This is a genomic window from Marinobacter sediminum (assembly GCF_023657445.1).
Classification (GTDB): Bacteria; Pseudomonadota; Gammaproteobacteria; order Pseudomonadales; family Oleiphilaceae; genus Marinobacter; species Marinobacter sediminum_A.
On the sequence record NZ_JAGTWY010000001.1, the window covers coordinates 3,566,138 to 3,585,110 of the forward strand.

Here is an 18,973-nt window from a genome sequence, read left to right on the forward strand (position 1 = left end):
ATATGGCCCGATAGAGGTGAAAGCCATGAGCAAGCCGATCGTTCAGCATTTCTTCGACGAACCCACGAATACCTTCAGTTATGTGGTTCGGGATCCGGAGAGTCAGGCCTGTGCCATTCTCGACTCGGTGCTGGATTTCGACTATGCCTCAGGGCGCACCGATGTGCGCTCTGCAGATGAAATCATTGAGTATGTCCGTAGTCACGACCTGAAGGTTGAATGGATTCTGGAAACTCATGTGCATGCCGATCATCTGTCGGCAGCGCCGTATTTGCATGAAAGGCTGGGTGGCAAGACCGGCATCGGTGCACACATCCGGGACGTTCAGGACATCTTTGGCAAAGCCTTTAACGCGGGCACCGAGTTTGCCCGTGATGGCAGTCAGTTTGACCGGCTTTTCAAGGAAGGCGATACCTTCCCGATTGGTGGCCTTGAAGGGCGGGTTATGCACACTCCGGGACATACGCCAGCGTGCCTGACCTACGTGATCGGCGATGCTGCCTTCGTTGGCGATACCCTGTTCATGCCGGATTTCGGCACCGCACGCTGTGATTTCCCCGGGGGCGACGCCCGTATCCTCTACAAGTCCATTCAGAAGGTTCTGGCATTGCCGCCGGAGACCCGGATATTTCTGTGTCATGACTATATGGCACCGGGTCGCGACGAATACGTTCACATGACGACAGTCGCGGCACAGCGGGAGGCGAACATTCACGTTCACGATGGTGTTTCTGAAGACGACTTCGTAAAAATGCGCACCGAGCGCGACGCTACTCTCGACATGCCCCGGCTGATTCTGCCCTCGGTTCAGGTCAATATGCGGGCCGGGCATATGCCGCCGGCGGATGACAACGGGCAGGTATACCTGAAAGTTCCGGTCAACCTGTTTTGAGCCGCCGATGAGCCTTCAGCGCTATCTGCCAATCCTGAACTGGCTGCCAACGTATGGCCGAAGCCAGGCTACCAGCGACATGGTGGCGGCAATCATTGTGACGGTGATGCTGATCCCCCAGTCACTGGCCTATGCCCTGCTTGCCGGACTGCCGGCCCAGGTAGGACTCTATGCCAGTATCCTGCCGCTGGTGGTCTATGCCATCTTCGGCACCAGTCGTACGCTCTCTGTTGGTCCGGTTGCCGTTGCATCATTGATGACGGCGGCGGCGCTCGCACCGCTTGCGGCTGCCGGGACACCGGAGTATGTCGCCGGTGCCATCCTGCTTGCGGTCATGTCGGGCCTGATGCTCACGGTCATGGGGTTGCTGCGGCTTGGCTTCCTCGCGAATTTTCTCAGCCACCCGGTGATCTCGGGCTTCATTACCGCCTCGGGTATTGTCATCGCTGCCAGTCAGTTCAAGCACATATTTGGTGTCGATGCTTCGGGTCATAACCTGCTGGAAATCGGCAAATCCCTGGCCTTGTCCATTGGTGACAGTAATCTGGCGACTCTGGCAATCGGCATCGGTGCCCTGCTGTTTCTCATGTTTGCCCGCAAACGTCTGAAACCGATCCTGTCCGGGATGGGGGTGCCCGCTCGCATTGCAGACATCCTGGCCAAAACGGCCCCGATTCTGGCTGTGTTGGTAACTACCCTGGTGGCATGGCAGCTGCAGCTGGGGGAAAGTGGTGTGAAGCTGGTTGGCAGCGTGCCCTCGGGTTTGCCCGAGCTGACCCTGCCGAGCAGAGATTGGCAGCTATGGCAGCAGCTGGCGGTGAGTGCTCTGCTTATCAGCGTGGTTGGTTTCGTTGAATCGGTATCGGTCGGGCAGACGCTTGCGGCGAAGCGGCGCCAACGAATAGACCCGGATCAGGAGCTGATTGGCCTGGGCACTGCCAACCTTGGCGCCGGTCTCTCCGGTGGTATGCCGGTCACCGGCGGTTTTTCCCGGTCTGTCGTCAACTTTGATGCCGGGGCGGAAACACCGGCGGCCGGAGCCTATACTGCGATCGGTATTGCACTTGCGACACTGTTTCTGACTCCGGCGATTGCCTACCTCCCAAAAGCCACACTGGCGGCCACCATCATCGTTGCGGTTACGTCACTGATCGACCTTCCGGCACTGGCACGCACCTGGCGGTATTCGCGTACCGATTTTGGAGCCATGTTGGCCACCATCCTGCTGACCCTGGTCCATAGCGTGGAGGCCGGCATCATCGCCGGTGTGGCACTGTCGATAGGTCTGTTTCTGTATCGCACCAGCCGTCCTCATAGCGCGGTGGTCGGCCGGGTGCCCGGCACCGAGCACTTTCGTAACGTACTCAGGTACGATGTTGAATTGTGCCCCAAGGTGACGTTCCTGCGGGTGGATGAAAGTCTGTATTTTGCGAATGCCCGGTTTCTGGAAGAAACCGTGATGGATCTGGTTACCAGCGAACCTGAATTGAAAGACCTTGTGCTGGTGTGCCCGGCGGTGAACCTGGTCGATGCCTCGGCCCTGGAAAGCCTTGAGGCCATCAACGAGCGTCTCAGGGATGCCGGCGTGAACTTGCACCTGTCTGAAGTGAAGGGGCCTGTGATGGATCGTCTCAAGGGAACGGAGTTGCTTGCCCATTTGAGCGGGGATGTCTTCCTGAGCACCTTTGAGGCCTGGCAAATGTTGATTGGAAAAGCTGAGCCCCTGAAAGAAACCGGCTGATCGATAACGCGGTTGCGCCATGGGTGGGGTTGGCTCGTATCATAGTGATATTCCCGGTTCCTGATTCAGCGGTGAATTTATCATGGGCATGACCGACAACCTGCTATCGACCAGTCAGTGGATCGTAACGTTTCTGGTGTTTGCGCTGATTCTGGTCCGGGCTGTGCGTTCAATCGACTGGCAGGGTTTCCGGAAGGACAACGCGCTACAACATGCGTTTTTCGGCGCGGCGGTGGTGCTGGGTTTTCTCTGGCAGTTACGGGCGGGCATTTCGCCAGGGCTTTCCATCCATGTGTTCGGCATCACGGTCATTACCCTGATGCTGGGGTGGGCACTCGCGGTCCTGTCTGGTTTGCTGGCCCTCGTCATAACAGTGATTACCGGCCGGGAACCCTTGCTGATGTTTGCTGCCAACGGCCTGGTCACGGTCATGGTGCCGGCCCTGGTCAGCCACGGCATCATGGTCTGGGAGCGGCGGCGTAACTTCCGGAACTTCTTCGCCTATATCTTTTTCTGCGGCTTCTTTGGCGCAGGCATTTCGGTGGCGGTGGCCGGCACTGTCATGTGCCTGATGCTGTGGACAAGTGGTGTCTACGAATTCCAGGAGCTGATCCACGAGTACTTCCGTTACCTGCCCCTGTTCATGATTCCGGAAGGTTTTGTGAATGGCACATTTGTGACTGGCCTGATGGTGTTTCATCCAGACCGGCTGACCACCCTGGACCAGAGGCGCTATCGCTGACGATGCCTTGCCGGGGTCAGATGCCCTCGCCGCTTGCCATCAATGGCTCCAGCATGTCGCCGCCCGTGCCGGACGATCGTCTTCTTTGCCACTCAGTAGCCCAATCCAGAACCTCTGTTGCCGGCATTGGGCGGGCAATGCCATAGCCCTGGACAAAATGGCAGCCCATGTTCCTCAGGGCTCTGGCGTGTTCCATGGTTTCCACGCCCTCTGCGAGAGCGGGCCGTTGGAAACGCTGGGCGAGGAAGATGACGCTCTCGACAATGGCATGATCGTTAACGTCTTCAAGCATGTTCAGTACGAAGCTCTGATCAATCTTTATGGTGTCCACCGGCAGGGTGCGCAGGTAGGTCAGCGACGAGAACCCCGTGCCGAAATCGTCCAGCGCGACTTGTAAACCAAGTGCTCGGCAACGGGCCAGTACATTGCTGGCTCGCTTGGTATCCTCCAGTGCCGTGGACTCCAGCACCTCCAGCGTGATGAGCGCCGGGTCCAACTCCGGATGACTGCGAAGGTAGCTCGCCAGATAGTCTGAAAAACTGCGATCCATGAGTTGCTGGGCACTGACATTTATGCTGACGGCCAGATCCTCTCCAGCCTCTTTCCAGGTATTCATTTGATGAATCGCTTCCTTGAGCACCCACTGACCCAGCGGTATCTCAAGATGGCTGTTTTCTACAGCCGGGAGGAACTGTCCCGGCGCCAGAATGCCCCTGACCGGATGATTCCAGCGAATCAGGGCCTCAAAGCCCACCAGTTTACAGTCGGAAATCTGAACCTGTGGCTGGAAGAAGAGTTCAAACTCATTATTTTGCAGGCCACGGCTGATCTCCGCTAACTGATCGCGACGTTCGCGGAGACCTTTGTCGAGGCAGGGATCGAAGAAATGAAACTGGTTGCGTCCCTTTTCCTTGGCGGAGTACATCGCCTGATTGGCATGTCGGATGAGGCCCTCTGCATCGCCGTTGTCTTTGGGGTATTGGGTGATACCGAGGCTGGCGGTCAGCCTGAGTGTTTCATCACCAGCTGTTATCGGGCCGTTGATAGTAGCGAGAATGCGCTGGTAGACCCCTTCCTTATTGTTGTTCTGGAGCAGGAGTGCGAATTCGTCACCACCGATCCGGGCCAGGGTATCGCCGGTACGAAGCGAGCGTGACAATCGTTCTGCGAGTGTCCGCAGCACCTGGTCTCCGGTGGCGCGACCCAAACGATCATTAAGGTTTTTGAAGCCGTCGAGATCCAGGTAGCACACCGACAGGGCTCGCTGTTGCCTGTCGGCATGGGCGCGAGCGGCAATGATTCGCTCTTCAAATAGCTGACGATTGGGCAGGCCGGTGAGGTCGTCATAGTTTGCGGCGCGGTCCAGCTCTTTGGCATGATTTTTCAGGGCGGTAATATCGGAGAAAGCAGCTACATGATAGTACTGCCCGGGTTCTTCCAGGTGCACCCGGCTGATGGACAGCAGCTCAATATATTCCTCGCCATTTTTCCGCCGGTTCCAGATTTCGCCTCGCCACTGACCGGTGTTTTCGATGGAATGCCACATGGACCGGTAATACTCAGCGGAATGGCGTCCCGAACTCAGGATGGCGGGCGTCAAACCGAGCACTTCATCGCGATCGTATCCGGTAATCCTCGAGAAGGCGGGATTGGTATCCAGGATTCGGTTATTGCGGTCACTAATGAGGATTGCCTCATGGCTCCGATCAAAGACGCTGGCGGCGATGCGCAGATTGCGTTCACTGTGCTTGCGATCAGAGATGTTGTTCTGAATAACAACGAAGCCCTCTACTGCCTCGCTCTCTCTCAGGATGGGTGCGCAGTAGGCCTGAACCCAAAAGGGCTTACCCGAACGTGTGTAATTAAGCACATCTTCTTCGAAGGGTTCGCCCAGATGCAGCTGGCGCCTGATCCGTCTGATGGTTTCGGGGTCGGTCTCGGGTCCGTACAGAATGTCCCGCGGTGATTGCCCGATAACGTCCTGCAGCAGGTAGCCCGTGTGTTCCTCAAAACTGGAATTCACCCATTCAATAATCCCGGCCTCATCCAGCAGAATCACCATGTTCCGGCTAATGGAGGCAACACTGGCGAGCCGGTCGTTAAGTTGGTCAGAGGGTGCTGAGGTTGAATCCTGGGGTATGGGCATAGGCGGCTAACGTGTATTCCTTCTGGTGAATGTTTGGACTCTCCTTGCTGAAAATTCGCCGGAGTTGGTGACGATCCTGTCCGGGGCTTTTTTCACTAGTTGTGCACAGGTAAGGCAGGTGGTCAGTCTCACGACCTGAGCGTGCCGCTGAGCGAAAGACCGCAGATGCTACTGGAACTCAGTTAAAATGGCATGACCATTTCGTTCAAGATTCTTGACGAGGATCATTTTTCGGTTGATTGCGGTGATGTTGATTGGTCACTACCGCCAACGTGAGTGTTTCTGGAGCTTTCTCTGCAGGGTACGACGATGCATATTCAGGGCGCGGGCGGTGGCTGAGACATTGCCTGCCTGTTCGTTTAATACGCGCTGGATATGCTCCCATTCCATCTCCTCCACGGAGGGTGGCTCGGATCGCAGATCCGGAGATAATTCCAGTGAATCGAAGCCGGCGATGAGCTGGTTCACGGTAACGGGCTTGCAGAGGTAGTTGACGGCACCGCGACGCATGGCCTCGACGGCGGTGGCAATGCTGCCGTAACCGGTCAGCACCAGGACATCCAGATCAGCCTGTTTGGCGAGCAAATCGGGTAGCAGCTTCAGGCCACTTTCACCGGCAAGGTTCAGGTCCAGCACGCATCGTGCAAACCGTTGGCCTTCAAGAGCCTGCAGTGCCTCTGTGTGGGAGGTCGCACCGGTGGCTTCGATGCCGTGCCGGGCAAGGGAGCGCTGGAGTACCTGCAGGAAGGCTGCATCGTCGTCGATCAGAAGCCATGGCAGACTGTCAGACATTGTCACCCCCCGGGTGTTTTCTGTGGTAAATCGATGATCATTATGGTGCCGGTTGGTTTGACCCGGGCTTTAAGGGCGCCCCCCAGACGCTGAATGGTAGCATTGGAGAGAAAAAGGCCCACGCCAAGACCGTTCTCAGAGTTCACAATATTTTCTCCGGGGGTATTGTCCAGGCTGGTTTCCAGGCCATCGCCCTGATCTTCCACAATTATTTCCACGTGCCCACTCTCGGTGTTCCGGGAGCTCACGCCTACCCACGCAGGGCTGGCAGTCAGTGCATTGGCCAACAGGTTCAGTACGGCCTGATCAAGGGTGGCATCCACCGAGATCCGGGATTCCGGAAACGGTGTTTGCCAGTCGATGGCACCCGCGGGCCAGAGCAGGGTTGCGGATTCTCTCAAGCGTAACAGCCAGTCCTGGACGCTGATGGTTTCAAGTTGCGCCGTTTTGGCCTGCACGGCGGCCGTGGAAAGCTGCTGTAAATGACCGCTGCAGAGCCTCAGTTGCTGCTCCATCATGTCCAGATCTTCGTTAAGGGCCTCGTCATTCAGGCCTGAGCGCATCTCCTCGACCAACAGCGTCATGGTGTTGAGCGGGGTGCCCAGTCGATGAGCGACAGCCGCCGATGAAAGGCCCAGGGCAATAATCTGTTCGTCGCGAAGCCGGGTTTCGCGGACTTGCGACAATTGTGACTGCTGCCGGCGCAGGCGTCTGGCCAGGGCTCCCACGACCAGCAGGAGGATGCCAGAGGTGAGGGCGAAGGTGACCCACATTCCGACCAGGTGCAGTTGGGCCAGATTGGCACTGTGGTGGCCTTCGGTAACCGGAGTAGGCCAGAGCACCAGTGCGGTATAGACGGCAATGCCGATAACAGTGAGAACAATACTCTGTTCAAGAGGCACCAGAACAATGGCAATGGCGATGGGCAGCAGCAGTAATGAGGTGAGCGGGTTGGTGTAACCACCGGTCATGAATAGCCAGGCGCCAGTGAGCAGCAGGTCAAGGGCGAGACCGGCGCTCACAGTCATGGCAGCCTTCGGGGGGCGGCGGGTGAACCATAGCCATCCCAGCGTTGCCAGCACACCGTAAAGCAGACAAAGCAGCAGGGCTTCTACCCGGTAGGCGAGGGTGACGACGGTTTCGGCAATGGCCAGAGCCACCAGTTGAATGGCAACAATCGCCAGGCGCATACCCAGAAGGTAACGGGCCGCCTGCTGAAAACCGGTTTGAGAGAGAGTAAGCCATTCCATGAGGCGCATTCTAGCCGGTTTTAACTGGTGGTACCTGCGCATGTACCTCAAAGTGGATGCGGCATTCTGTCTCACGCGCGGTCACGGCCTGCGCATTATCATGGCGCAAATTCAGATTGGTCAGGATGCTGTGTAATGGTTGTGAATGTAGCAAGTCGGCTAGCTTTGGTGTGGTTGGCGGGTAGTCTGACCCTGCCCTTGTCCGTGTGGGCCCAGGATTCGAGCGAGTCGGTGCCCCTGATCCGGATAACGGAGGGACAGGCCCTACCGGAAGCTTCTGAAACCCTCGCCTCAGAACCAGTGGAACGGCTTGCATCCAATCCCTCGGTCGCACTCTCGCGGATGGGTGGCCGTGGTCTCGATCCGGTTATACGTGGTCAGGGCCAGGAGCGGGTCGATGTTCTGCTTGATGGTATCCGGGTTGAAGGCGCCTGCCCCAACCGAATGGACCCGCCCACCAGCCGGCTCAGTTCCGCTCTGGCCCCGGTGCTGGAGGTTCGCACCAGTAACCAGACCCTGCGCTGGGGACCGATTTCCGGTGGCCAGGTCGTTGCTACTACGGCAGCTCCGGATTTCCGGGACGGTTTGACAACCGGCCACCTCACGGTTGGTGGCTCGGATAATGGCAACGGCAAACTGGCCAACGGCAGCGTCGCGGTCGGCAGTGACCGTGGCTGGTTCCGACTGGCTGGGGGCTATGACGAAGCCGACGATTACGAAGATGGCGATGGCAATAAGGTGCGCAGCGCCTACCAGAACACCGAAGGTCGTGTGGATGCCGCCTGGAAGGCCGACAATGGTTTTTACGTCAAGGGACTGGTGAGTCGCCAGGAAGAGCGCGATGTGAAATACCCCGGCTCGGGGATGGATGCACCAAAAACCGATACGGATATCGCGAGGCTGGAACTGGGCGCGCCTGTTGCCAATGGTGACTGGAGCCTTCTGACCTGGCAGGCGGACGTGGATCACATCATGGATAATTTCAGCCTGCGCCCGGCGACCATGAAAATGTTGACGGCCTCTGAAACCCGGACCCGGGGCATCCGCCTGACTCTGGACCAGAGCCCGGACTCACGGACTAACTGGGCCATTGGTACAGATTTCGAGACCAATAACTGGGAGGCCGAACGCTTTGGTGGCGCCACGCTGGATACGCTTACCTCGGTACTGTGGCCGGATGTGGACCGGGACCGGTTTGGCGTCTTCGCCGAACGCTTCTATCGGCTGACGCCGGAGCTGCAGCTGGGTGGCGGTGTCCGCTATGACCGTGTGGAGATGGACGCAGGCTCGGCCGACAAGACCTTCGGTAGCGGGATGATGGCCATGTCGGCGGCAGACATCTACCAATCTCTTTATGGCACGACTAATACCGAAGCTACCGATGACAACTTCAGCGGGTTTGTCACGGGTGAGTGGCGCTTCTCGTCGCGCCAAGCCCTGGAAGTGACCGCAAGCCGAAGCGTTCGCAGTCCGGGTGTGACCGAACGTTACATTGCCAGCTGGAGCATGATGCCGGCCATGCGCTGGGCCGGCAATCCGGCTCTTGAGACCGAAAAGCACAACAAACTGGAAGTTGCCCTGCCGGGCCAGAGTGAGGGTTGGCACTGGCGCCCGGCAGTCTGGATTGATCAGGTAGACGATTTCGTACTGCGGACCCGCAATGCGGATCAGGTCAGTGTCTACCGCAATATTGATGCCCGCCTGCTCGGCGTGGAAGGGGCGTTGGGCTGGAGTGACGGAACCTGGAGCTCGACCAGCAAGCTGTCTGCGGTGCGGGGCGAGAATCGCGACGATGATAAAGCGCTGCCGCAGATTCCCCCGGTTCAGTTCATCCAGACCCTGGGCTGGCAGCACATGGGGCACCAGGTCGAGATGGCGTGGCAGGTCGCCCGGCGGCAGGACCGTGTGGATCTGGCCTCCGGCCTTGATGCCGACACCTCTCCCGGTTATGGCGTGCTGAATCTATCGGGTAGTCATCCGTTGCTGGACTACCTGACGCTTTCCTGGGCGGTGGATAACCTGTTCGATAAAACCTGGGCGCCTCATGTCAGTCGTGCCAATACCGATCCGTTCAATCCCGAAGCTGTGCGGGTAAATGAGCCCGGCCGTACCCTGCGTGCAGCGCTGACGGCCAGATGGTGAGACTTACATTGGCGGTTGCCCGCTTCTCATAGCCGGCGGGTAACTCTTGCCCCGGGTTGAGCCAACTCCTCCCGGGGCTTTTTTATAGAGCCCGTTGTCATCTGTACAAAATTTGTCCTTGGTCAACCTTGGCGCCTGCAACAGGCTCTATGCTGAATCCAGTCAGTCGCAATCCATGTGCCTGATGTTCGTTGATACGGTCTGGGCCTCGGGTCCGGACCGACCCCTGATGCCAAGGATAGGAGCTCTGCTGTGACCGACGACCAAATCCCCCCTGAAGCCCCGGAAAAGGATCTCGCTTCGCGATTTCCAACCGCCTATACCATCCTGTTTATCCTGATTATTTTAGTTGCTGCTCTGACCTGGATTATTCCTGCAGGACAGTATGACCGGGCCATGAACGAAGATGTCGGGCGTGAAGTTGCCGTTCCGGGGACCTACCAAACCGTGGACCCGAACCCGCAGGGGTTTGTTGACGTGATGCTGGCACCGACGGCGGGTTTCTATGATCCCGACAGCTATGTTGCCAATGCCATCGATGTGGCCCTGTTTGTGCTGTTTCTGGGGGGGTTTCTGGGTGTCATGAATGCCACCGGTGCCATTGATACGGGGATTCGCAGTGCCATGCGACATCTTGAGGGGCATGAAATCTGGATGATACCCATACTGATGACCCTGTTCGCCATTGGTGGTACAACCTATGGCATGGCCGAGGAGACCCTGGCTTTCTACGCCATTCTCATCCCGGTGATGATGGCTGCCGGCTACGACGCCGTGACGGGTGTGGCCATTATCCTGGTTGGCGCCGGTATTGGTGTTCTGGGCTCGACCATAAACCCGTTTGCCACAGTCATCGCTGCCAACGCTGCGAACATTCCATTTACCGACGGCATCGTGCTCCGGTTCGTGCTTCTGGTCGGAGGACTGATTATCTGTGCGGCTTATGTGATGCGTTACGCCCACAGGGTCAAGCAGGATCCGTCGCGGTCGGTTGTCGCCAAACAGTGGGATGCGCATCGCAAGTTGTTCCTCAAAGGGCATGAGGAAGGATTCGAGGATGCGACCCTCAATACCACCCAGATCATTGCGCTGGTCATCTTCGCTGCGACCTTCGGCATCATGATCTGGGGCGTCTCCTCCCAGGGCTGGTGGATGGCGCGCATGGGGTCGCTGTTCTTTGGTTCCGCCATTGTTATCGGCCTGGTTGCCCGTCTGGGCGAGAAAAAGCTCACGGGCAGTTTTGTTGATGGTGCCCGGGATCTGTTGGGCGTTGCCCTGGTGGTGGGACTGGCCCGTGGCATCGTTGTCATCATGGACCAGGGCATGATCGCCGACACGATTCTTCACAGCGCGGAGACGTCGCTGGGCGGACTGCCCGAGCTTGCGTTCATCAATCTGATGTTCTGGATTGAAGTCGGCATGAGCTTCTTCGTGCCATCGTCTTCCGGCCTGGCGGTGTTGTCGATGCCGATCCTTGCGCCACTGGGCGATTTTGCCAACGTTGGCCGTGATCTGGTGGTTACCGCCTACCAGTCTGCCAATGGTCTGGTAAACCTGATCAATCCCACCTTTGCGGTTGTGGTTGGTGGGCTCGCCATCGGGCGGGTGTCCTACGATCGGTGGATCGCGTTTATCTGGCCTTTGCTGCTCATTCTGACGGTGTTTATCAGCGTCGTAATCAGCGCCGGCACCATGCTGTGAATCCTGGATAAAAGGAACTTAGCCATGTCTGAACAAAGTCTTGGAGTGCACTCTGAAACCGGAACCCTGCGTCAGGTTATTGTCTGCCGACCTGGCCTGGCCCACCGGCGCCTGACGCCATCCAATTGCGATGCCTTGCTGTTTGACGACGTGTTCTGGGTCAAGCAGGCCCAGAAAGACCACGACGTGTTTTCCGGCCTCATGCGCGCCAGGGGCGTTGAAGTGCTGGACGTCAACGAATTGCTGGCGGAGACGCTGGATATTGCGAAGGCGCGCAAATGGATACTGGATCATCGCATTACCTGGAACGAAATCGGTGTCGGGATGGTTTCGGATCTGCGTGCATGGATGGACGAACTGCCGGGGACCAAGCTGGCAGAGTTTCTTATCGGCGGCCTTGAAGTGGCGGATCTGCCGTTTGATCCGGTGGGCCTGTTTGGCAACCATCTCGGTCATTACGGCTTCGTGTTGCCGCCGCTGCCAAACTTCCTGTTTACCCGTGATAACAGCGCCTGGATCTATGGTGGCGTCACCCTGAACCCCATGTACTGGCCGGCGCGGAAGCCTGAAACCCTTTTGATGGCCGGCATCTACAAGTTCCACCCCAAATTCTCGGGCAAGGTCAACGTGCACTGGGGGGACCCGCTGCAGGATCATGGACTGGCCTCCCTTGAGGGGGGCGATGTTATGCCAGTGGGCAATGGAGCGGTACTGGTGGGTATGGGCGAGCGTTCCTCTCCCCAGGCCATCGGTCAGCTGGCGAAATCGTTGTTTGATAGCGGCACGGCCGAGCGGGTGGTGGCGTGCCAGATTCCCAAATCCCGATCGGCAATGCACCTGGATACGGTGTTCACCTTCTGTGGCGGCAATGTGGTCACCACCTTCAAGGAAGTGGCGGACGAAATGGTCTGCTATGACCTGCGCCCGGGGGAAGGCAAGAAACACCTCGCCTTCCGTCAGGATCCCCGGCCGCTGTTTGAGGTGGTGGCGGATGTGCTGGGCTATCAGAAACTGGAGGTTATCCCCACGGGCGGTGATAACCCCGCCGAGCGTGAGCGCGAGCAATGGAACGACGGCAACAACGTGCTGGCGCTGAGCCCCGGGGTCGTTATTGGCTACGACCGTAATGACGATACCAACGCCGCTTTGGAGGCGGCAGGCATTGAGGTGTTGGCAATACCGGGAGCGGAACTCGGGCGTGGTCGCGGTGGTGGTCGATGCATGAGCTGTCCCACGATGCGCGACTCTGTTTAACCGGCAAGGACAACCGTTATGGCTTTTAACCTGAAGAACCGTCATTTCCTGACGCTGCGTGATTACTCGACCCGTGAGATCAGCTTTTTGCTCAAGCTGGCGGCGGACCTGAAAACCGCAAAGTATGCCGGCACCGAGGTGCCGCAACTTCAGGGCAAGGACATTGCCCTGATTTTCGAGAAGAACTCCACCCGGACCCGCGTGGGCTTTGAAGTCGCAGCCTACGATCAGGGTGCCCGGGTCACCTATCTGGGGCCCTCGGGTACTCACATCGGGCATAAGGAATCCGTTAAGGATACCGCACGTGTGCTGGGCCGGGTCTATGATGCCATTGAATACCGGGGCTTCGGGCAGGCGATTGTTGAACAGTTGGCCCAGTATGCTGGCGTACCTGTTTACAACGGTCTAACGGATGAATTTCATCCAACCCAGATTCTGGCCGACTTTCTGACCATGCAGGAACACGTTGAAAAACCACTGCGTGACGTGGCGTTTGTGTTCATTGGTGATGCCGCCAACAACATGGGAGACAGCCTGCTGATCGGTGGCGTCAAAATGGGTATGGATGTTCGCTTGTGTGCCCCCAAGGCCTGTTGGCCGCGGACGGCTGTTCAGGAGGAAGCGAAGGCAATCGCGGCTGAAACCGGTGCCCGGATCACTATTACCGAGGACGTCAGTGCAGCGGTTCAGGGTGTCGATTTCGTCTACACCGATGTCTGGGTCTCCATGGGCGAGCCAAAGGAAAAGTGGGCCGAGCGCATCAAATTGCTCATGCCCTATCAGGTAAATTCGGCACTTATGGAAAAGACCGGAAACCCAAGGGCTCGCTTCATGCACTGCCTGCCTGCATTCCATAACACGGAAACGACGGTAGGTAAGGACATGCAGGCTGACTTTGGTATCGATGCCATGGAGGTGACCGACGAGGTGTTTGAGAGCGATGTGTCCATTGTTTTCGACCAGGCGGAGAATCGCATGCATACCATCAAGGCCGTACTCGTAGCGACGCTGGGAGGCTGAGATGCTGGTAGTGGCTGCATTGGGCGGGAATGCCTTGTTGAAACGCGGTGAACCACTGACGGCCGGCGCGCAGCGCAGCAATGTAAAAGTTGCCGCAAAGTCGCTGGCCGAGATTGTGCGCGCTGGACATGATCTGGTCATCACCCATGGCAACGGTCCCCAGGTGGGGCTGCTGGCGCTGCAGGGGGCTGCCTATAAGCCTGACGAGGCCTACCCGCTGGATGTTCTGGGCGCTGAAACGGAAGGCATGATCGGCTATATGATCGAGCAGGAACTGGAGAATGCGCTCGGGCATGACCGCCCGGTTGCCACCCTGCTGACCCAGATCGTGGTTGATGCGGCGGACCCGGCGTTTTCCCACCCCACCAAATTTGTCGGCCCGGTCTATGACCAGGCCGAAGCTGAATCCCGGGCGGCTGCAGCCGGCTGGCGCATTGCCCAGGACGGCGAAAAGTGGCGACGTGTGGTCCCGTCACCAAAACCGCTGGAAATCCCGGACTTGCGAGTTATTCAGTTGCTCCTGGCACAGGGTGTGATCGTCGTCTGCACCGGTGGCGGCGGGATTCCCGTGTTGCGTCGTGAAGATGGCAGCATGATTGGTGTTGAGGCCGTGATCGACAAGGATGCTGCCAGTGCGCTACTGGCCGGCCAGCTGGGGGCCGATGCATTGCTGCTGCTCACGGATGTCGAGTCCATCTATCAGGACTTCGGCACGGCCAACGCGAAGCCTCTGAGTACCCTCACGGTGTCCGAGGGTCGTCGGCTGGACATGCCAGCGGGTTCGATGGGGCCGAAGCTGGCGGCTGCCTGTGATTTTGCCGAAAAAGGAGGCGTCGGCGGTATTGGACGGCTGTCCGACGCGCTTGCCATTCTTGAAGGAAACGCAGGCACGCGAGTGTTGTCTGGCTCCTGACGCGGAATTCCTGATAACCTTTGATTATTAGCAAATAACCAGATGGCTCAATGATGGCAACTATTCTTCGTTTGCGATCGGTTCTCCCGGTTGTGCTCTGTTTTATATCGTCGATTTCCCTGGCCCAGTCTCCGTCACGGGAAGTGCCAGCTTCCGTGCCCGTGCAACGGGCTGCGCTCTCGGAAACTGTGCAGCTTGACGGTGTCATTGAAGCGGTTCAGCAGAGCACGGTATCCGCTCAGACCAGCGGGACGGTTCAGAAACTCCCGTTTGACGTGGACGACTCTGTGGTCGCCGGCGATCTGATTGTGCAACTTGAAGACAGCGAACAGCGGGCGCGGGTTAATCAGGCGCAAGCCGGGCTGGAAGAAGCGCAGGCCGCACTGACTGATGCGCAACAGCGATATGCCCGAATTGAGGCGGTTCACGAGCGAGGCCTGGTGTCGCGGCAGGAGTTTGATCAGGCGCGAAATAATCTGGCCGGGGCGAAAGCGCGGGTGGAGAGAGCAGGCGCATCCCTTGCCGAAGCACAGGAACAACTGGGATACACCCGGATTATCGCTCCCTACGGGGGCATACTGACCGAACGTCATGTGGAGTTGGGTGAGGCGGTTAATCCGGGTCAGCCTTTGCTTAGCGGCTTGTCCCTGGAGCAGCTGCGGGTAGTGGTGGATTTACCCCAGAAATACGCAGATCTGGCCCGCACCGAACGCCAGGCCGGGGTCACCCTGGCCGATGGCCGGGTGCTGGAAACCGGCTCGATGACCTTCTACCCCTACGCCGACCCTGAGACCCACACCTTCCGCCTGCGTATGCGGCTCAATGAACCCAACGGTTCATTGTTTCCAGGCATGCTGGTCAAGGTGGGGGTTCCTGTCGCCAGCCGGCAAACCCTTTGGGTGCCCTTCAGCAGCCTGATTCACCGGAGTGAATTGCGGGCAGTATTTGTACTGGATGATCAGGACCGGCCCCGGTTACGTCAGGTGCGTACCGGGGTTCGCGACGATGGCCGGATCGAAATTCTTGCCGGCCTGAGTGAAGGGGAGCCGGTGGTTGTAGACCCCGCGTCGCTGATTGGCAGTGAACGCCTCAACCTTTCAGGCCCCGCTGGTTCTGACAGAGGGGATTCCGAGTGAGTCACGAACTGCCTCGGGTCGGCCCGTCAGGCGCCATCGCCCGCGTTTTCCAGGATAACCGTCTGACACCGCTTTTGGCCGTGCTTTCGATTCTTCTGGGTGTGCTCGTTGTTATCATCACGCCGAAAGAGGAAGAGCCCCAGATTGATGTCACCATGGCGGATATCATGGTGGCGTTCCCCGGCGCCAGCACACGGGAAGTGGAGAGTGTGATTGCCACGCCTGCGGAGCAGGTAATGAGCGAGATCAAAGGCGTGGAGCATGTCTATTCCGTTTCCCGCCAGGGGCAGGCGGTAATCACCGTCCAGTTCGAGGTTGGTGTGCCGCGGCAGGAGGCCCTGGTAAGGCTTTACAATCAGGTTTACTCCAATCAGGACTGGTTACCGCCGCAACTGGGCGCTACGCAACCGGTCATCAAGCCCAAGGGTATTGATGATGTGCCGGTTATGACCCTGACCCTGTTTGACCCATCCAGCGGCCATACCGGAGAGGAGCTTACCCGCCTCTCGCACATGCTGGAGGTGGCTCTGAAGCGGGTTCCGGGCACCCGTGATGTTTATACGGTTGGCGGCATTCCTGACCGGGTGGATATACACCTTGATCCTGCCCTGCTGTCGGGCTTCAACCTCACCATCAACGACCTGGGCAACGCCCTGCAGGCGGCCAACGCCAGTACCCAGGAATCCCGGGTGACCCGGGACAACCTGTCCATTCCGGTTCAGGCCGGGACACTTCTGGAAACGGTGGAGGACGTCCGTCGTCTGGTTGTGGGCATGCACAATGGTGCGGCTGTCCATCTGGAGGACGTGGCTGAGGTCAGCCGCGGCGGAACCGTCGCGGACCAGAGCGTTATGACCGGTTTCGGCCCGGCTTTCTCTGCGGATAGTGCCGGTCCGGGAGATGTCTACCCGGCGGTCACCCTCGCCATCGCCAAGAAGCCCGGTGAGAATGCCGTCGATATTACCACTGCGATTCAGCAACGCCTGGCGAAACTGCGAAACCGGGCCCTGCCCATGGGTGTTGAGATTCTGGTCACTCGTGATTACGGCGATACCGCGTCACGCAAGGCGCAGAAGCTGATCAGTGACCTGGTATCGGCGACCCTGTGTGTGGTGCTCCTGGTACTGGCAGCCATGGGCTGGCGACAGGCCCTGATCGTTGGCGTTGCCGTGCTGATTACCCTTTTGCTGACACTGGTTTTTTCCTGGGCCTGGGGCTTCACTCTGAACCGGGTATCGTTGTTCGCGCTGATCTTCTCCATCGGTATCCTGGTGGATGACGGCATTGTCATTACCGAGAACATCAATCGTCGTATCCAGAATTCCCGGCGTGCGGTGAAGGAAATTATTCCGGTAGCTGTGGACGAAGTGGGCACGCCTACCATCATGGCGAGCCTCACCATCATGGCTGCGCTGATTCCCATGGCGTTTGTCAGTGGTCTGATGGGGCCTTACATGAGTCCTATTCCCATCAATGCGTCGGCGGGGATGGTCTTGTCCCAGGTTGTTGCCTTTGTCGTGGCACCCTGGCTGGCGTTCCGGTTGCTGAAACACAAGAAGGGAGAGGCCGCGGCAGAAGCAGAAGAGGCCTCCAGTTCCGCCGATGGGGTCAGCCGGCTTTCCCTGAAGATCTTCCGGACATTACTCACGCCATTCCTGGGTGAACACCCCTGGCGCCGTCGTTTCCTCGGTCTCGGCGTCGTCGGCCTGGCCGTCGCGGCCGCTTCATTGCCCGTGTTCCTGGCGGTGATTCTCAAGATGCTGCCCTTCGACAACAAGTCGGAATTGCAGGTGGTGGTTGATATGCCAGAGCGGACACCGATGGAACAGACCCAGCGGGTGCTGATGGAGATGGGGCAGTATCTGGAGACCGTAAATGAGGTGACCAGTTGGCAGACCTATGCCGGCACCGCGTCACCGATCAATTTTAATGGCCTGGTACGGCAGTACTATCTGCGCGGCGCGCCCTACCACGGTGATATCCAGATCAACCTCTCCGGCGAAGAGACCCGGACCCGGCAGTCCCACACCATTGCCCAGTCGCTGAGGGAGCCGCTAACCGCAATCGGGGATCGCTACGATGCTGAGGTGAAAATTGTCGAAGTGCCACCCGGGCCTCCGGTGTTGTCGCCGGTGGTCGCGGAGATCTACGCCGCGGATGAAGAGCGTCGTTCCGGCATGGCCCGCAGTGTTGCCAGGGGCATGGCTGAGGTGGAAGGGTTGGTGGATATTGACACCACGCTGGAGGCGCCGACACGGCAATGGGAAGTTGTGGTGGATCGTGCCCGGGCGGCCCGCATGGGCGTCTCCCAGAGGCAGGTCGTGGGTGCACTGCAAACGGCGCTGGGAGGCAGCAGCGTCAGTTTTCTGCATGATGAGCATGCCAAGTATCCGGTGCCGATCCGGGTCATTCTGGATGAAGGCGATAAAGCACAGCCATCGGTGCTGATGTCTGTCCAGGTACGCAGCCGCAGTGGCAACCTGGTTCCCCTGGCCAGCATTGCCGATGTGCGAGAGGCCGACTGGATGGGGGCAATCTATCACAAGGATCTGCTGCCGGTGACCTACGTAACGGCGGATATGGCCGGCGCCATCGATTCCCCCCTGTACGGCATGTTCCGGATGGTGGATAACCTGGAGCAACAGGAGGGCGGCCCGGAGCAGTTCTTTATCAGCCACCCGGAGTTGCCGGAGCAAGGAACCCTGAAATGGGACGGGGAATGGAAGATTACCTATGAGACCTTCCGGGATATGGGGGCGGCTTACAGTGTCGGAATCTTCATGATTTTCGTGCTGTTGGTGGCCCAGTTCCGCTCGTACATTTTGCCACTGGTGATCATGGCGCCGATTCCGCTGACGCTGATTGGTATCATGCCCGGCCACGCCCTGCTTGGTCGGGAATTTACCGCAACGAGCATGATCGGCATGATTGCCCTGGCCGGGATTATCGTACGTAACTCAATCCTGCTGGTGGTGTTTATCCGGCAATTGCTGGATGAGGGCGTTGAGCTGGATGAGGCGGTCGTGCTCGCCGGGGCGGTGCGAATCAAGCCGATTGCCCTGACGGCGATTTCGGCGATGGTGGGTGCTTACTTCATTCTGAACGACCCCATCTTCAATGGCCTGGCTATTTCCCTGATCTTCGGGCTTGCCATGTCCACACTGCTGACGATTCTGGTTGTACCGCTGCTTTACTACACCCTGGCTCGATGTCGGTGGATCTGAGCCCGGCTTATCAGGTTGCG

At 58.5% G+C, this 18,973-nt stretch carries 14 protein-coding genes; 11 read left to right on the plus strand and 3 right to left on the minus strand.

The genetic code is table 11. The features are described from left to right. The first annotated feature begins 25 nt into the window (after positions 1-25). The 3 genes from KFJ24_RS16670 to KFJ24_RS16680 all read left to right on the plus strand — a co-directional run bounded on the left by KFJ24_RS16670 (position 26) and on the right by KFJ24_RS16680 (position 3,375). On the plus strand, positions 26-892 hold the full coding sequence (locus tag KFJ24_RS16670) for an MBL fold metallo-hydrolase (RefSeq protein WP_250832248.1): 867 nt from the start codon (positions 26-28) through the stop codon (positions 890-892). A gap of 7 nt (positions 893-899) precedes the next feature. Next, positions 900-2,633, plus strand: a complete 1,734-nt coding sequence (locus tag KFJ24_RS16675; protein ID WP_250832249.1) for a SulP family inorganic anion transporter — start codon at positions 900-902, stop codon at positions 2,631-2,633. Between the two features lie 82 nt (positions 2,634-2,715). Continuing rightward, positions 2,716-3,375 carry an energy-coupling factor ABC transporter permease gene (locus tag KFJ24_RS16680; protein WP_250832252.1) on the plus strand — a complete coding sequence of 220 codons (660 nt, stop codon included), beginning with the start codon at positions 2,716-2,718 and terminating at the stop codon, positions 3,373-3,375. Positions 3,376-3,391: 16 nt separating this feature from the next. Here the strand turns inward: KFJ24_RS16680 and KFJ24_RS16685 are convergent, their stop codons facing one another. From KFJ24_RS16685 to KFJ24_RS16695, 3 genes are all read right to left on the minus strand, one after another. Continuing rightward, positions 3,392-5,521 carry a putative bifunctional diguanylate cyclase/phosphodiesterase gene (locus KFJ24_RS16685; RefSeq protein ID WP_250832254.1) on the minus strand — a complete coding sequence of 710 codons (2,130 nt, stop codon included), beginning with the start codon at positions 5,519-5,521 and terminating at the stop codon, positions 3,392-3,394. A 261-nt stretch (positions 5,522-5,782) separates the two neighbouring features. Further along, positions 5,783-6,313 carry a response regulator transcription factor gene (locus tag KFJ24_RS16690; protein ID WP_250832256.1) on the minus strand — a complete coding sequence of 177 codons (531 nt, stop codon included), beginning with the start codon at positions 6,311-6,313 and terminating at the stop codon, positions 5,783-5,785. Positions 6,314-6,315: 2 nt separating this feature from the next. Then, positions 6,316-7,563, minus strand: a complete 1,248-nt coding sequence (locus KFJ24_RS16695) for a sensor histidine kinase (RefSeq protein WP_250832257.1) — start codon at positions 7,561-7,563, stop codon at positions 6,316-6,318. Between KFJ24_RS16695 and KFJ24_RS16700 the strand changes: the two genes are divergently transcribed. From KFJ24_RS16700 to KFJ24_RS16735, 8 genes are all read left to right on the plus strand, one after another. After that, positions 7,562-7,699, plus strand: a complete 138-nt coding sequence (locus tag KFJ24_RS16700) for a hypothetical protein (protein ID WP_250832259.1) — start codon at positions 7,562-7,564, stop codon at positions 7,697-7,699. The genes KFJ24_RS16695 and KFJ24_RS16700 overlap by 2 nt on opposite strands. Further along, the gene (locus tag KFJ24_RS16705; RefSeq protein ID WP_250832260.1) at positions 7,699-9,705 is read left to right on the plus strand and encodes a TonB-dependent receptor domain-containing protein; all 2,007 of its coding nucleotides are present in this window, start codon (positions 7,699-7,701) and stop codon (positions 9,703-9,705) included. Before KFJ24_RS16700 ends, KFJ24_RS16705 begins: the two co-directional genes overlap by 1 nt. 252 nt (positions 9,706-9,957) lie before the next feature. After that, positions 9,958-11,406 (plus strand): YfcC family protein, encoded by a 1,449-nt coding sequence (locus KFJ24_RS16710; RefSeq protein ID WP_250832261.1) that lies wholly within the window; start codon positions 9,958-9,960, stop codon positions 11,404-11,406. Positions 11,407-11,430: 24 nt separating this feature from the next. After that, on the plus strand, positions 11,431-12,660 hold the full coding sequence (locus tag KFJ24_RS16715; RefSeq protein WP_250832262.1) for an arginine deiminase: 1,230 nt from the start codon (positions 11,431-11,433) through the stop codon (positions 12,658-12,660). An 18-nt stretch (positions 12,661-12,678) separates the two neighbouring features. Then, a complete protein-coding gene (gene argF / locus KFJ24_RS16720; protein ID WP_250832263.1) occupies positions 12,679-13,680 on the plus strand; it encodes an ornithine carbamoyltransferase in 1,002 nt (333 codons plus the stop codon). 1 nt (position 13,681) lies between these two features. Next, entirely contained in the window at positions 13,682-14,593 is a 912-nt protein-coding gene (gene arcC, locus KFJ24_RS16725; RefSeq protein WP_250832264.1) for a carbamate kinase, read from the plus strand. A 50-nt stretch (positions 14,594-14,643) separates the two neighbouring features. Beyond that, positions 14,644-15,729: an efflux RND transporter periplasmic adaptor subunit gene (locus KFJ24_RS16730; RefSeq protein WP_250832265.1), complete on the plus strand. Its 1,086-nt coding sequence runs from the start codon at positions 14,644-14,646 to the stop codon at positions 15,727-15,729. Beyond that, the gene (locus tag KFJ24_RS16735) at positions 15,726-18,953 is read left to right on the plus strand and encodes an efflux RND transporter permease subunit (RefSeq protein ID WP_250832266.1); all 3,228 of its coding nucleotides are present in this window, start codon (positions 15,726-15,728) and stop codon (positions 18,951-18,953) included. Before KFJ24_RS16730 ends, KFJ24_RS16735 begins: the two co-directional genes overlap by 4 nt. Positions 18,954-18,973: the final 20 nt, after the last annotated feature.